We start from the raw sequence: 12,909 nt of genomic DNA, 5'->3' as shown, positions 1-12,909 counted from the left end.
CCCATGGAAAAAAGCATAGCCCGCTACATCTGGACGCACACAAGAGGCCAGCAGCTCTGGATCCTTCTGGTCGTCGCCGTCTCGATGATCCCCTATTTCCTGTCGTTCGACCTGCCCAAGCAGATCGTCAACGGGCCGATCCAGGGCCAGGGGTTCGACCAGCCGGGCGCCACCCAAACCTTCATGAACATCAGTTTCGACCTGCCATGGCTTGGAACCGTGACGCTGTTTGACGGCGTCGATCTGACCCGCATGCAGACCCTGTTTGCGCTCAGCATGGTTTTCCTGCTGCTGGTGATCATCAACGGTCTCTTCAAGTTCTATATCAACACCTACAAGGGCCGGCTCGGCGAGCGTCTGTTGCGCCGCATCCGCTTCGAACTCGTCGACCGGATCCTGCGTTTTCCACCCGGCCAGTTCAAACGCATGAAGGGCGCGGAAGTGTCCAGCATGGTCAAGGACGAAGTCGAGCCTCTCGGCGGCTTCACCGGCGATGCTTTCGTCCAGCCGGCGCTGCTCGGCGGGCAGGCCTTGACGGCCCTGTTCTTCATCTTCATGCAAAATACCTGGCTCGGCCTGATCGCCGCCGTCATGGTCGGCGTCCAGGCAATCATCATTCCGCGCATGCGCCGGCGCCTGCTGGTCCTCGGCCGCGAACGCCAGATCACCGCCCGCGAACTGGCTGGCCGGGTCAGCGAGATCGTCGATGGCATCGGCACGATCCACGCCTATGACACATCCAACTTCGAGCGCGCCGATATCGCCTCGCGTCTCGGCCGCATCTTCAAGATCCGCTACGACCTCTACCAGTGGAAATTCCTGGTCAAGTTCATCAACAACTTCCTCGCCCAGCTCACCCCGTTCCTGTTCTATTGCATCGGCGGTTATCTGGCGCTGCAGGGGCGTCTCGATATCGGCCAGCTGATCGCCGTGATCAGCGCCTACAAGGACCTGCCCGGTCCGCTGAAGGACCTGATCGACTGGGACCAGACCCGCCAGGACGTCCAGGTGAAATATGTCCAGGTGGTCGAGCAGTTCAGCGTCGACAACACCATCGACCCGACCATTCAGGCGATCGCCATCAAGAATGCCGGTTCGTTGAAACACCCCCTGGCAGCGGTCAATCTGTCGCTTGCCGACGATAGCGGCGCCAAGCTTCTGGAGCGGGTGTCGGTGCAGATCCATCCCGGCGAGACCGTTGCCATCGTCGGCGGTGCCGCCGGCGGCGGCGACATGCTGGCGGAAGCGTTCGCGCGCCTGACATGGCCCGAGAGCGGCAAGGTGACGGCAGGCGGCGAGGACCTTCTGGAACTGCCGGAATCGGTGACCGGACGGGCGATCTCCTATGTTTCCTCGGACGCCTATTTCTTCTACGGCAGCTTGCGGGACAACCTGCTTTACGGCCTCAAGCATGCGCCGCTGAAGGATGCCGTGTATGAGGGCAGCGGCGCTGCGCATCGCAAATGGCAGATCAACGAGGCGAAACTGGCCGGAAATCCGGACTATGACGTCAACAGCGACTGGATCGACTACGACGCAGCCAATGCGACGAACCGCGACGATCTGTTCGCGCCGGTTCTCTCGGTGCTTGATACGGTTCAATTGTCGAAGGACATTCTCGACCTTGCCCTGCGCAGCACCGTGTCTCCGAACGAGTATCCGGGTCTGACCGAGGGCATCGTCGAGATGCGCCACGCCCTTCGCGAGGAATTGGAAGAAGCGGGCCTCAGCAGCCTCGTCGTCTCGTTCGAGCCGGGTGCCTACAATACCGAGGCGACGGTCGGCGAAAACCTGTTGTTCGGCACGGCAACCGGGCCGGCGCTGATCGGCAAGGCCATCGGCAAGAACGCGTATTTCCGCTCCGTCGTCGGCCGCTCCGGTCTCGATCGCATCCTGTTTGACATGGGCTACAGCATCGCCGAGAACGCGGTCGAGCTTTTCGCCGATCTGCCGCCGGATCATCCGTTCTTCCAGCAGCTGACCTTCATGACGGCGGATGACATTCCCGAATACCAGCTGCTGCTGCAGAAGCTGAAGGGCAAGGGCTTTGACGCGGCATCAGAAGATGATCGCGGCCAGATCATTCGCCTGAGTTTCCGCTATATCGAGCCACGGCATCGTTTCGGTCTTTTGACCGACGAACTGATGGCCAAGATCGTCGATGTCCGCCGTCAATTCCATGACGGGCTGCCGGAGAATATGCGTGGCGATATCGAGCGCTATGACCCGGAACATTATCTGGCGTCGGCAAGCCTGATGGACAACATCCTGTTCGGCCGCATCAGCCACAAGCATACTGACGGATCCAAGCGCATTCGCTCCATCGTCACCTCGCTTTTGAATTCTCTCGGCCTTTTGGAGCGGGTCATCGATATCGGGCTCGATTTCAATCTCGGCGCCGGCGGCAAGCGTTTGACGGCGGTGCAGCGCCAGAAACTCAATCTGGCACGCGCCCTGATCCGGCGTTCGGAATATTACATCTTCAACAGGCCCCTGCCCGGCCTCGACCATCGCCTGCAGGACGAGATCGTCCGCGATGTGCTCAAGCTGGTACGCCGCGACGGGCGCGATCCCGCTGTCGTCTGGGTCCTTTCGAACACGGCACTTTCCAGCCTGTTCGATCGTGTTCTGGTCTTCGACAGGGGCTTCCTTGTGGAAGAAGGAACGCATGCAGCGCTGGTCGAGAATAACGGTATCTTTAAAGAGCTTGTGTCATCATAATGTCAGTGAAGAAGTCCATGCGTGCGATGGGGATGCAGGCAAGGACGGTCTTCCCGATGACGGTGATGGCGACCATCGCCAGTGAATGATCCGGGAGGAAGAAAATGGGGAATGGGCACGATTATGCTTCTGAAGGATGAAGTTCAAATGCTGCGGCGCGTGCCGCTGTTTTCGAATGTCGAACCGGGCAAGCTGAAGCTTCTCGCGTTCACGTCCGATCGTGTCAGCTATGATCCCGGCGAAGCCATCTTCCATCAGGGCGATACCGGCGACGCGGCCTATGTCGTCCTGGCCGGCAAGGCGGATATCCTGGTCGATTCCTCGACTGGCCCGATCAAGATCGCCGAAGTCGAGACCAATTCCATCGTCGGCGAGATCGCCATTCTCTGCGACGTGTCACGAACCGCCACGGTGCAGACGACGACGCCGCTGGAAGCCCTGCGCATCCGCAAGGAGCATTTCCTGAAGCTGCTTACCGATTTTCCAGAAATCACCATCGAGATCATGCGGGTTCTGGCCGATCGCCTCAGCCACACGACCAGCGAACTGTCCGAAGCCCGCAGCCGCGCACGCAAGGCCGATTAGGATGTCCGTAAAGTCGGTTCGATCACCCCGGTGATACGGTCGATGCTGAAATTGCGCGACGGCAGGCCGGAGATATAGTTTGAGAACATCCGGAATATCAGGGTGAACTGAGCCTGTGCAGCCTCCGGCCCATCTCCGTCGCGATCGGCAAACAGGTTTCCCACAGCCAGATAAGACGCGATCTTCTGCTCGCTGATCCAATCCAGCGCCAGTTCGCTGCCCATCCGCAGCCGGTACCAGTCCGCGAGATATTCCAGTGCGGAAATTCCGTGCAGCGCCCCGATCTCGGATCCGTGTTTCAGCAAATGCGCCGAAAGCCGCTGTTGCAGGCTCATGTCCGTGCGGGCAGCGGCGATTGCCGCCATTGCGTCCACAGCGGCCACCGGTTCTTCGATCAGCGCCAGCGTCGCCAGATCGGCAAGATCGAGAGCACGGATCATCGCTGCGATATCCTTCGGCCATTCCCGCTTGAGGTACCGCCGTCCGACCAGATGACCGAGATGCGCGAACAGAAAACCGCCGTAGTCATCGACCTCGAGCAAACCGCCCGCTTCCAGCCGCGACGGCAAAACCTCCCGCCGATAGCCCTGCCGCAAGTCGTCGTCGATCGGCATCGCCTCGATCCCGACCGTCTCGATATCGATACGCTTATCATCGATCGTCAGCACCTTGTAGGCGCCGGGAAAGGCAACGAGCGACGGCATGGCGAGATTGGTCAGGAAACGGCCGCCGCTGCGGTACTGCGCCGTGTCGTTGACATGCAGATGCCCGCTGAAATGGATATCGATGCCCGCAGCGATCAGCGCCTCTGCCACATCGATCTTTGGAATGCGCTCCACCATGCCTGTCCGGCCCAGCAGCGCCACCTCGTCCTCGACTGTGTCATCGAGCGGATCGAGAACGGGATAGTGCGAAAACGCCAGCAGGCATTTGCCGTCAAGCCGCGCGCGCCGGGCAACATCCGCCATCCAGTCGAGAACGAACCGCTTGTGAACGATCATCGCATTCCAGCCGGCACCGGTGCTGTCGGCAAGATCGCCCTCCTCGCCGGGCGTCACCCCATCGACGGGAACGAAAACATTGGCATCGATCATCAGCAGCCAGACACCGGCAAAGGGTTCGACCAGATAGGACGCATCCATCAGCCGGCGCGTGGTGTTTCCATCCGGCGAATGAACATCATAGAGCCGCGCCGCCGGATCGCCATCGGTGCCGAAAGGCGTTTCCCAGTGGAGGTCGCCGGCACGCGGATAAAATCCGAAATCCGCCATGGCATCGAGCCCGTCCGGATAACCCTGACAATACATCCGGTCGCTGGCGATGACTGTATGCGCGCCACGGTCGCGCATATGCGGGTCGCTGCTGAGTATGCTGTAGCCACCGTCCTCGTTGAGGAAGCGCTTGGAACGGTGGCGACCGTCCGCCCCAAAAATATCGTGATTGCCGACGGTGGCATAAAACCGCATGCCGAACCGGGCCGCATAACTGTCGAGCACCCGCTTCACGCCGCTGACGGTCTCCACCTGTCCGTCGTCGGAATAATCGCCGAGCAGCACGACATGGCGGATGCCGCGTTCGGCGACATCATCGAGCGCGTGATGGAATGCGAAGTAGCTCTCGTTGAAAACGCGCGTCGAGCGGGCCGTGTCGGCCAGCAGCCTGAACGTCAGCCGGCGATCATCTTGAGCAATGCCGGGAAAGCCGTAATCGGCATAGAGATCATGGAAATGCGCGTCGGCGATAACGGCAATGCGCGGATGCTCTAAGGGCAGCATTTCTTTCAGTATTTTCCGTCTGCGTGTTCAAACCGGATTCGTTTCCTGTCGTCTCTGGCACATATGGAAAGAAAAAGCGAATTGATGTCTCGCTTAACCCAGGCAGTTTGGCTAACATGGCGGAAATGAGGCTTGGTTAATCGGGCCCGGTAAAAAGACGACCTTAAGAATTAAATGGGACAGTTGCAGACGGAAAGGCAAAACGGCTTTTCGTGACTGAGGCGAGAGAGTGAACGAAAACGTGTTTCGGGTGCGGTTATGGGGAGTGCGCGGCAGCCTCCCGGTCTCGGGTGCCGAATTCCAGAGCTATGGCGGCAACACCATCTGCATCGAGATGCAATGCGGTCCTCACAGGCTATTGTTCGACGCGGGCTCCGGGTTGATGCCCGCCGGCCAGGCCTTGAAGTCCGAGGGTGTCTCCGATTTCAATCTGTTCTTCACCCACTGCCATTACGACCATATTGTCGGCCTGCCCTATCTGCCCGCCCTGTTTGATCCGCATGCTTCGGTGACCCTGTGGTCCGGGCACCTTGCCGGACGCATGTCCACCCGTCAGATGATCGGCGAGTTCATGCGGCCGCCATGGTTCCCTGTCGAACCGGATATCTGCCGCGCCTGCATCAACTGTCGCGACTTCCGCTCCGGCGATGCGCTGGTCCCCTATCCCGGCGTCACGATCCGCACCGGCAGCCTCAACCATCCGGGCGGCGCGATCGGTTACCGCGTCGAATGGGGTGGCCGCGCGGTGGCGCTCGTCACCGACACCGAACACAAGCCCGGCACGCTTGATCCCGCCGTGCTCGACCTGATCGATGGCGCCGATCTCTTCCTCTACGATTGCATGTACACCGACGATGAAATGCATCGCCATGTCGGCTATGGCCATTCCTCCTGGCAGCAGGCCATCCGGCTTGCCAAGACGGCAAAGGCCAAGCGGGTCGCCTTCATCCACCATTCGCCGTTGCGCACCGACAGCGAGCTTGACGAAATCCAGAGGCTCGCCGAACAGGATTTCGCCGGCGCCATCACCGCCCGCGACGGTCAGGTCATCGATCTCTGAGACGGCGATTTTACCCGACTGGCGCGTGCTGTTGTCGCAGGATTTCCGCAACCGGCGTCCAGCGGCAGGCGGGATGATCCGCCGTCACCGTAAACAGCGCCGTCATGAAATCCCAGACAGCTTCGTCATGAACCAGGTGATGGGTCAAAAGCCCCATCGCCCCGCCATGATCGAACATGAACCGCAAGCGCGCGACGATCTCGACGGCCAGCGCCTGCCGATCGCGCCCGCCCCGCGTGCCATGCCAGTCCATCACATCCACATGCGTATTGACCAGCGGCAACGCAGCCGGCTTTTCCGGTCCATAGACGGAGAGCGCACTATAGCCGAGCCCGGTCAGTTGCGGCACCAGCGCCGCGTCGATCCGGTTCCATGGCGGGATCAGCATCGGCACGAACTGCCTGCCATAAAGCGCGGCGAGCTGATCAAAACCCCGCTTCAACTCGGCAAGCACGTCAGCCGCCGGGCGATGCCGGCCAAGCTCCTGCTTTTTTTCATCAGGGCCTGCGTGGTTCCGGTGCGACCAGCCATGCACTGCGACGGAACATAACGGTTCCCGCCGCAGCCTATCGGCAAGCGCTTCGCCGGTATGAGCCGGAATGACGGCCAGGGTGAGCGGCACCGCGAACGCGGCCGATATGTCCAGCAACCGGTCAAGCGGCCCAGTCGGCTCGATGGCATCGTCATCCCGCAACCAGAACTGCGCCACCTTGCCCGCTTGGTGCCAGCGGTCCAGTTCCCCGGCAATCACTGTTTTGAATTCATCCATCATGCCGTGCCCGTTTTATGTATTCGTCCAGAATGATACCCAATCGCACCGCCGCCCGGTCGAGCGAACGCTCCTCGCCGGCAAAGGACCTTGCCGCACGTGCAAGCACTGCCCGCTCATCATCAGCCGTCAACAGCCGCTCGATCGCCTGCGCATAGGCATCAACATCCCCCACCGGTGTCAAAAGGCCCGTTTTGCCGTGTATCACCACCTCCGGCACACCGGCAATCTCTTGCGCGACAACGGGCAGACCGGCGGCCTGCGCCTCAAGATAAGCCAGACCATAGGCCTCGCCGCAGCCCGGCCAGACATAGAGCGTAGAGCGCGACAGAAGCTCGGCGATCTCGGCTGCCGGCTGTTCGCCATGCCAGATGACCCGGTCTTCGTCGAACCCGGCAAACAAGGCGCGAACATCGGCAGCGCGCGGGCCGTCACCGACCACCGACAATTGCCATGGCAGATTTTTCAACCGCGACAGGGCAGCGGCCAGCATCACATAGCTGTCCATCTTGTCGCCGGACCGCATCATCGCCACGGTGATTAGCCGCCCGGGTTCAGGCTTGGGCTGTTTTTCGAGAAACAAGGCAGGATCGATGAACGGCGGCAGCAAGGCCAGACTTGCCTCGGGCGCCACTGCCGCAAGCCCGTCGAAATCACGCCGGGTCAGGCAGATGTTCACGCAAGCCTGCTGCACGGCATCCAGCACATGCTGCTGCATCTCCGCCCACAACCCGTTGTTGCGCCGTGCCGAATAGGACGCTTCCGCCGTGACATAGCCCAGGCCAAATTCGCGGCCGAGTTCCGGGCCAAGCAGATCGGGCGTCTTGTAATAGGGATGGTAGCAAAACCACAGATCCGGGGCGCCGCGCTCTCGCCACAGCGCCGAAATCCGCGCCCGCTCCGCGTTCATCGCCGCAGCCCGCGCCGCGATCGCATCCGCCGAAGCATCCGGCAAAAAAGCCCGCAACTCCGAAGCGATCTCCACCTCGTGCCCCGCCTTAACCAGCGCCGCCATCAACAGGCGCGCCATCAACCGGTCGCCGGAGGGAACGGGATGATTGGGGGATTTGAGCGGACTATAGAATGCGATCTTCATCAGATGCGTTTCTAGAACATAGCATCACGCTTGGGAACCGGGCCTGCAGCGTTGTTTGCAACCGGCGCAGACCGGCAGCCCCAGTCAGCCAAGCGCCAGTTCGGTCTGCGCGTCGAATAGATGCAGCGCATCCTCGTCGAAGCCGAAAGCGTGCTTCATGCCGACCGCCAGCTTGGTGCGCGGCGGCAGGCAAGCGGTGACCCGCTGGCCGCTGACGCGGCCCGTCACCACCAGTTCCGGGCCGGTCAGTTCGACAACCTCGATCTCGACGTCGAGCACCGGGCTCTCTGACACGTCCCCCGTCAGCTGAAGCGCTTCCGGCCGCACGCCGAGCTTGACCCGCCTTCCCACTGGTGCTGCATTCCTGAGCCGGGCCGGCAGGGCGATGATGGCACCCGATCCGTCCAGATGCACGCCTTCGCTTGTGACCACGCCATCCAGCACATTCATCGGCGGCGAGCCGACGAAACCGGCGACACAAAGCGTTGCCGGATGGTCATAGACCTCCTCCGGCGTGCCGAGCTGCTCGATCCGGCCGTTGCGCATCACCGCGATCCGCGTCGCCAGCGTCATCGCCTCGATCTGGTCGTGGGTAACGTAGACAATTGTGGTGCCGAGCATCTGGTGCAGCCGTTTCAGCTCGGTGCGCGTCTCCATCCGCAGCTTGGCGTCGAGATTGGACAGTGGTTCGTCGAACAAAAAGACCTGCGGCTTGCGCACCAGCGCCCGGCCGATCGCCACGCGCTGACGCTGGCCGCCGGAAAGCTGGCCGGGCTTGCGGTCCAGCAAATTCTCGATCTGCAGCAGCTTGGCGGTTTCCTGCACTGCCTTTTCCCGCTCTGCCGCAGGCACCTTGCGCATCTCCAGCCCGAAGCCGATGTTGCGGTGAACGGAGAGGTTCGGATAAAGCGCATAGGACTGGAACACCATGGCGATGTCGCGATCCTTCGGATGCACCCCAAGGATCGAGCGGCCACCGATCCGGATATCGCCACTCGATGCGTCGGCAAGGCCGGCGATGATGTTGAGCAAGGTCGACTTGCCGCAACCCGACGACCCAAGCAGCACCAGGAACTCGCCGCTTTCCAGCGAGATATCGATGCCCTTCAGGGTTTCGAGGGCGCCATAGGTCTTGCGGATATTCTCGATTTCGAGCGCGCTCATGATGCGGTCTCTCCGGTAGCAGTCGCCAAAGGGCCACCATAGTTGCGGGGAAGCGTGGAAATGGCGCGCGAGGCGACAGTTGTTCCAGCCTGCAAACAATCCGCAAGCGGTCTGCCGTCTGCCAGCGCCGCCAGAAACGCCGCGTTGAAGACGTCACCGGCGCCGATTGTATCGACAACCGCAACGCTCGGTGCCGTCACGGACACCAGCGCGCCATCGGCACCGATCGCTAGTGCCCCATCCGGACCCCGCTTGACGACGACGATCGCATTCGCCGGCATATGACGCTTGAGTTCACGGGCGGCTTCAATGGGGTCGTCAAGGCCGGACAGCGTCGTCGACTCCACCGCGTTCAACAGCGCGCAGCCGCAGCGCGACAGCCAGCCGCGCGTCGCCTGCCGGTTGGTTTCGGTCCAGCCATCGAGCGGCCAGCCGGTATCAAGCGCCAGTGTAATGTTATGCGTGTCAGCCCAATCGAACAGAGAGGGATAATCCGTGGTCAGATCGTCGGTGAGGAACGAGCCGCAAAGCAGCGTGTAGCCGCCGGATAACCGGGCGCCGTCGAGAGTTGCGAACACGCAATCGAGCGAAAACCGCGGCAGATGTCCGCGCGTTGTGAAAAACGTCCGCTCGCCGTCGGGATGGGTGATGCCGACCGAGAGCGTCGTTCCCTCCGGGCGGATCGGCCATTTCTCCGCCTGGCGGCCAAAGGCCTCGCGCAGCCAGCGGCCGAATTCGTCGGTACCGGTATTGGCCGCGATATCGAAATCGACCCCGAGCGCCTTCCAGGCAAGAGCTGCATTGCCAGCCGAGCCGCCGACCCGCAATTCGTCGTGATCGACGATGATCTCCGTTCCGGCCTTCGGCCAGGGCTCCGCTGGCCCGAGGATCAGATCGACATTGACGTTTCCGATCACGGCAAGCGGACGCATGTCATTCGCTCCGGGTAATCTTGGTGGAACGCACCGGCGTTCCCGCGTTGTCGACGCGGGCTTCGGCAAAGGCGATCATGAAGCGCTGAGCCACTGGCAGCATCGCGAAGATTGCCGCAAGCCCCGTTGCCGGTGCGAAGCTGAGTGTCGTCGCCCCCTCCACCGGCGGCTGACCGGACGCATCGAACATAATGACCGGAGCCCCCGTCTCCACCGCCGATATGGCCATCGCGGTCACCAGATCGGAGGTCGCATCATTGCCGCGAAACAGCACGACGCCGACCTTCGGGCCGAGCATTTCCATCGGGCCATGCCGAAGCTGTCCGCCCTCCAGCGAGAAGCAGGGATAGCGCGACAGCTCGGTCAGCCCCAATGCCAGCGCTTCCGCCAGCCCCTGCAGACGGCGGCCCGAGGTGACCACGGTTGCGACATTTTCAAAAGCGGCAAGCGCTGCGGTGATATCGTTGGTGGCGGGCGCCGCAAGCACGGCCAGCGCCGGTGCCGGATTTTCGCCGAGCGCCGAGAGCACCGCCAGATGCAGCGCGAAACTGACCGTCAAGCTGCGTGTCGCGGCAAAGGCAAGCTCCGTGCCGCCCGCACCAACGAGGCAAGGCGCCGTCCTGCCAAGAAAGGATGCCCCCTCCAGCGTCAGACCAAACGTATCCTGATTGCCGCCGGTCTCGGAAAACCAACGCAGAACTTCGGCGCTTTCCCCTGATTGCGAAGTAATCAGCACGCTGCGCCCATCGATCGCAAGCGGCATACCAAGCTGTTCGGAGAGGGTGATCGCAATCGCTTCGATGCCAAGCGCCCGGTAAAGCGGCTCGACGGCCCGGTTGACCGCATGCGACCCTCCCATGCCTAGCAGCAGCACACGGCCGGTCGAGCGCAGCGACGCGGCAACGGCGTTCGCCGTCTCCGCATTATCCTCGAAAGACGCGATGGCATCGATATTCTGCCTTGCCATTTCGCGGTCGATCGCTTGAAGCCCGGATGGACGATTATCGTTTGAGGTCATGGTCATCCCTTGACGCCGCCGCTGGTGAGCCCGGAAATCAGGGCGCGTTGCATGACAAGACCGATCACCACGGGCGGCAGGGCGGCCAGCACGCCCGCAGTTGCGATCAGGCCGTAATCGGAAACGCGGCCACCGGCGAGATCGGCGATGGCAACGGTCAGCGTTTTGGCGCGCAGGTCCGAGGTGAACAGCAGCGCGTAGAAGAATTCATCCCAGGCGAGCAGGAAGGCAAATAGCGCCGACGTCGCCATGACAGGGGCGGCCAGCGGCAGGGTGATGATCCGCAAGGTGGCAAACAGCCCCGCCCCATCCATCATCGCCGCCGCCTCGATCTCCTTCGGAATGGCATCGAAGCCGGATTTCATCAGCCAGGTGGTAAATGGCGCAAGGATGGTCAGATAGACCAGCGCCAGACCGAAAACGCTGTTGAGCAGGCCGAGATGCGCAAGCCCGAAATAAAGCGGCACCGCCAGCGCCACCGGCGGCAGCATATAGGTGGCGATCACCATATAGAGCGACCAGCCGACCGACGGCGTCCGCGACACCGCCCAGGCGGCCGGAATGGCAAGCGCCAGCGCCGCAATGGTGGCCATGCCGGAAACCAGGATACTGTTCACCAGCGACGCGACGAAGGCGGCACCAGCGCTGTTTTCGACGCTGGACAGCAATATTCCATAGCGCGAAAAATCCACCGTCTGCGGCCACCAGACAAGCGGCTTGGCCGTGAGATCGCCAGCCGACGAGATGCTCATGATGAACAGCCAGACGACCGGCGCAAGGATGATGACCGCGAGCAAAAGCGCGCAGGCATGGAGGAAGACGGAAAATAGAAAACTCTTGCGCTCCATTATGCCGTACTCCCCGCAGTTCGCCGGACAAGCACGGCATAGGCCGCCGCCAGAACCGCCACCAGAAGCGTGACGATCAGCGCCAGCGACGCGCCCGACCCGGCTCGCTGGAAGGAAAACGCCTCCTGATAGACGAGGATCGACAGCGTGCGGGTGCTGTTGGCCGGGCCGCCGCGGGTCATGACCCAGATGATGTCGAACACCTTGAAGGCCTCGATGGTTCGAAGCACCAGCGCCACGATCAGCGGTCCGGCCAGATAAGGCAGGATGACGAAGCGGAAGCGAGCGAAGGGTCCCGCGCCATCGACCAGCGAAGCGGCGGTGATATCGCGCGGCACCGCCTGCAGGGCGGCGAGCGCGATCAACGCCACCAGCGGAAAGTTCTTCCAGCAATCGGCGATGATCAGCGACGTAAGCGCCGTGCCCGGTTCGCCCAGCCAGGAACGGTAGGCATCCAGCATGCCGATCTGCACCAAGGCAGCGTTCAGCGCGCCATATTCCGGATTGTAGATCAGCCGCCAGAGCGTGGCGTTGACCACGGTCGGCAATGCCCAGGGCAGGATCATCAAAGCGCGCAGCACGGTGCGGCCGTAAAATTGCTGATTGAGCAGAAGGGCCGCCAGAACGCCGAGAACCATTTCGGCAAAGACCGAGACGACTGCAAAGATCGTTGTCGTCGTCAGCGTGCGCTGGAAATTGGCGCTGGTGAGCATCTTCACGTAATTGTCGACGCCGACGAAATTGCCGGCCGTGCCGACCAGCTTGGCATCGGTGAAGGAAAGCCCGACCGTATCGGCGAGCGGCCAGCCGATGACGGCGATCATGACGGCGAGCAGCGGCAGCATCAGCAGCCATGCACGTGTGGTCATCGATGTCCCGGACATGGGGCAACTCTTCCTGAAAAAATCATGGGATGCAAGGGGCGATCAAGGGGTCCGGGC

At 61.9% G+C, this 12,909-nt stretch carries 11 protein-coding genes; 3 read left to right on the top strand and 8 right to left on the bottom strand.

Features of this window, described 5'->3' with window-relative positions:
• Positions 1–3: 3 nt before the first annotated feature.
• Together ACP7E6_RS26410 and ACP7E6_RS26405 are read left to right on the top strand one after the other, a co-directional pair.
• Positions 4–2,721 (top strand): ABC transporter transmembrane domain-containing protein, encoded by a 2,718-nt coding sequence (locus ACP7E6_RS26410; RefSeq protein ID WP_426232686.1) that lies wholly within the window; start codon positions 4–6, stop codon positions 2,719–2,721.
• A 123-nt stretch (positions 2,722–2,844) separates the two neighbouring features.
• Entirely contained in the window at positions 2,845–3,306 is a 462-nt protein-coding gene (locus ACP7E6_RS26405) for a cyclic nucleotide-binding domain-containing protein (protein ID WP_426232771.1), read from the top strand.
• Here the strand turns inward: ACP7E6_RS26405 and ACP7E6_RS26400 are convergent.
• Positions 3,303–5,081 carry a metallophosphoesterase family protein gene (locus ACP7E6_RS26400; protein WP_426232684.1) on the bottom strand — a complete coding sequence of 593 codons (1,779 nt, stop codon included), beginning with the start codon at positions 5,079–5,081 and terminating at the stop codon, positions 3,303–3,305. The two genes, ACP7E6_RS26405 and ACP7E6_RS26400, sit on opposite strands and share 4 nt — an antisense overlap.
• Before the next feature lie 229 nt (positions 5,082–5,310).
• Between ACP7E6_RS26400 and ACP7E6_RS26395 the strand changes: the two genes are divergently transcribed.
• Positions 5,311–6,141 (top strand): MBL fold metallo-hydrolase, encoded by an 831-nt coding sequence (locus tag ACP7E6_RS26395; RefSeq protein ID WP_426232682.1) that lies wholly within the window; start codon positions 5,311–5,313, stop codon positions 6,139–6,141.
• Positions 6,142–6,151: 10 nt separating this feature from the next.
• Here ACP7E6_RS26395 and ACP7E6_RS26390 read toward each other — a convergent pair whose 3' ends face one another.
• From ACP7E6_RS26390 to ACP7E6_RS26360, 7 genes are all read right to left on the bottom strand, one after another.
• Positions 6,152–6,913, bottom strand: coding sequence for a polysaccharide deacetylase family protein (locus ACP7E6_RS26390; protein WP_426232680.1), 762 nt, complete (start codon positions 6,911–6,913; stop codon positions 6,152–6,154).
• Positions 6,903–8,006: a glycosyltransferase family 4 protein gene (locus ACP7E6_RS26385; protein ID WP_426232678.1), complete on the bottom strand. Its 1,104-nt coding sequence runs from the start codon at positions 8,004–8,006 to the stop codon at positions 6,903–6,905. The genes ACP7E6_RS26390 and ACP7E6_RS26385 overlap by 11 nt, the downstream gene beginning before the upstream one ends.
• Positions 8,007–8,090: 84 nt before the next feature.
• Positions 8,091–9,170, bottom strand: coding sequence for an ABC transporter ATP-binding protein (locus tag ACP7E6_RS26380; protein ID WP_426232676.1), 1,080 nt, complete (start codon positions 9,168–9,170; stop codon positions 8,091–8,093).
• Positions 9,167–10,102, bottom strand: a complete 936-nt coding sequence (locus ACP7E6_RS26375; protein ID WP_426232674.1) for a PfkB family carbohydrate kinase — start codon at positions 10,100–10,102, stop codon at positions 9,167–9,169. The genes ACP7E6_RS26380 and ACP7E6_RS26375 overlap by 4 nt, the downstream gene beginning before the upstream one ends.
• Position 10,103: 1 nt before the next feature.
• Entirely contained in the window at positions 10,104–11,126 is a 1,023-nt protein-coding gene (locus tag ACP7E6_RS26370; protein ID WP_426232672.1) for an SIS domain-containing protein, read from the bottom strand.
• Positions 11,123–11,968 carry a carbohydrate ABC transporter permease gene (locus ACP7E6_RS26365; protein ID WP_426232670.1) on the bottom strand — a complete coding sequence of 282 codons (846 nt, stop codon included), beginning with the start codon at positions 11,966–11,968 and terminating at the stop codon, positions 11,123–11,125. Before ACP7E6_RS26365 ends, ACP7E6_RS26370 begins: the two co-directional genes overlap by 4 nt.
• On the bottom strand, positions 11,968–12,852 hold the full coding sequence (locus ACP7E6_RS26360) for a carbohydrate ABC transporter permease (protein WP_426232668.1): 885 nt from the start codon (positions 12,850–12,852) through the stop codon (positions 11,968–11,970). Before ACP7E6_RS26360 ends, ACP7E6_RS26365 begins: the two co-directional genes overlap by 1 nt.
• Positions 12,853–12,909: the final 57 nt, after the last annotated feature.

It is taken from the genome of Pararhizobium sp. DWP3-4 (assembly GCF_049898205.1).
Taxonomy (GTDB): domain Bacteria; phylum Pseudomonadota; class Alphaproteobacteria; order Rhizobiales; family Rhizobiaceae; genus Pararhizobium.
The sequence above is the reverse complement of the archived record's forward strand: the minus strand, read 5'-3'. Positions and strand labels throughout refer to the sequence as shown.

Excerpts from the sequence above, each read along its gene's own strand:
- ACP7E6_RS26410 (WP_426232686.1), top strand. The coding sequence starts at position 4 with ATGGAAAAAAGCATAGCCCGCTACATCTGGACGCACACAAGAGGCCAG.
- ACP7E6_RS26405 (WP_426232771.1), top strand. The coding sequence starts at position 2,845 with ATGCTTCTGAAGGATGAAGTTCAAATGCTGCGGCGCGTGCCGCTGTTT.
- ACP7E6_RS26400 (WP_426232684.1), bottom strand. The coding sequence starts at position 5,081 with ATGCTGCCCTTAGAGCATCCGCGCATTGCCGTTATCGCCGACGCGCAT.
- ACP7E6_RS26390 (WP_426232680.1), bottom strand. The coding sequence starts at position 6,913 with ATGATGGATGAATTCAAAACAGTGATTGCCGGGGAACTGGACCGCTGG.
- ACP7E6_RS26385 (WP_426232678.1), bottom strand. The coding sequence starts at position 8,006 with ATGAAGATCGCATTCTATAGTCCGCTCAAATCCCCCAATCATCCCGTT.
- ACP7E6_RS26380 (WP_426232676.1), bottom strand. The coding sequence starts at position 9,170 with ATGAGCGCGCTCGAAATCGAGAATATCCGCAAGACCTATGGCGCCCTC.
- ACP7E6_RS26375 (WP_426232674.1), bottom strand. The coding sequence starts at position 10,102 with ATGCGTCCGCTTGCCGTGATCGGAAACGTCAATGTCGATCTGATCCTC.
- ACP7E6_RS26370 (WP_426232672.1), bottom strand. The coding sequence starts at position 11,126 with ATGACCATGACCTCAAACGATAATCGTCCATCCGGGCTTCAAGCGATC.
- ACP7E6_RS26365 (WP_426232670.1), bottom strand. The coding sequence starts at position 11,968 with ATGGAGCGCAAGAGTTTTCTATTTTCCGTCTTCCTCCATGCCTGCGCG.
- ACP7E6_RS26360 (WP_426232668.1), bottom strand. The coding sequence starts at position 12,852 with ATGTCCGGGACATCGATGACCACACGTGCATGGCTGCTGATGCTGCCG.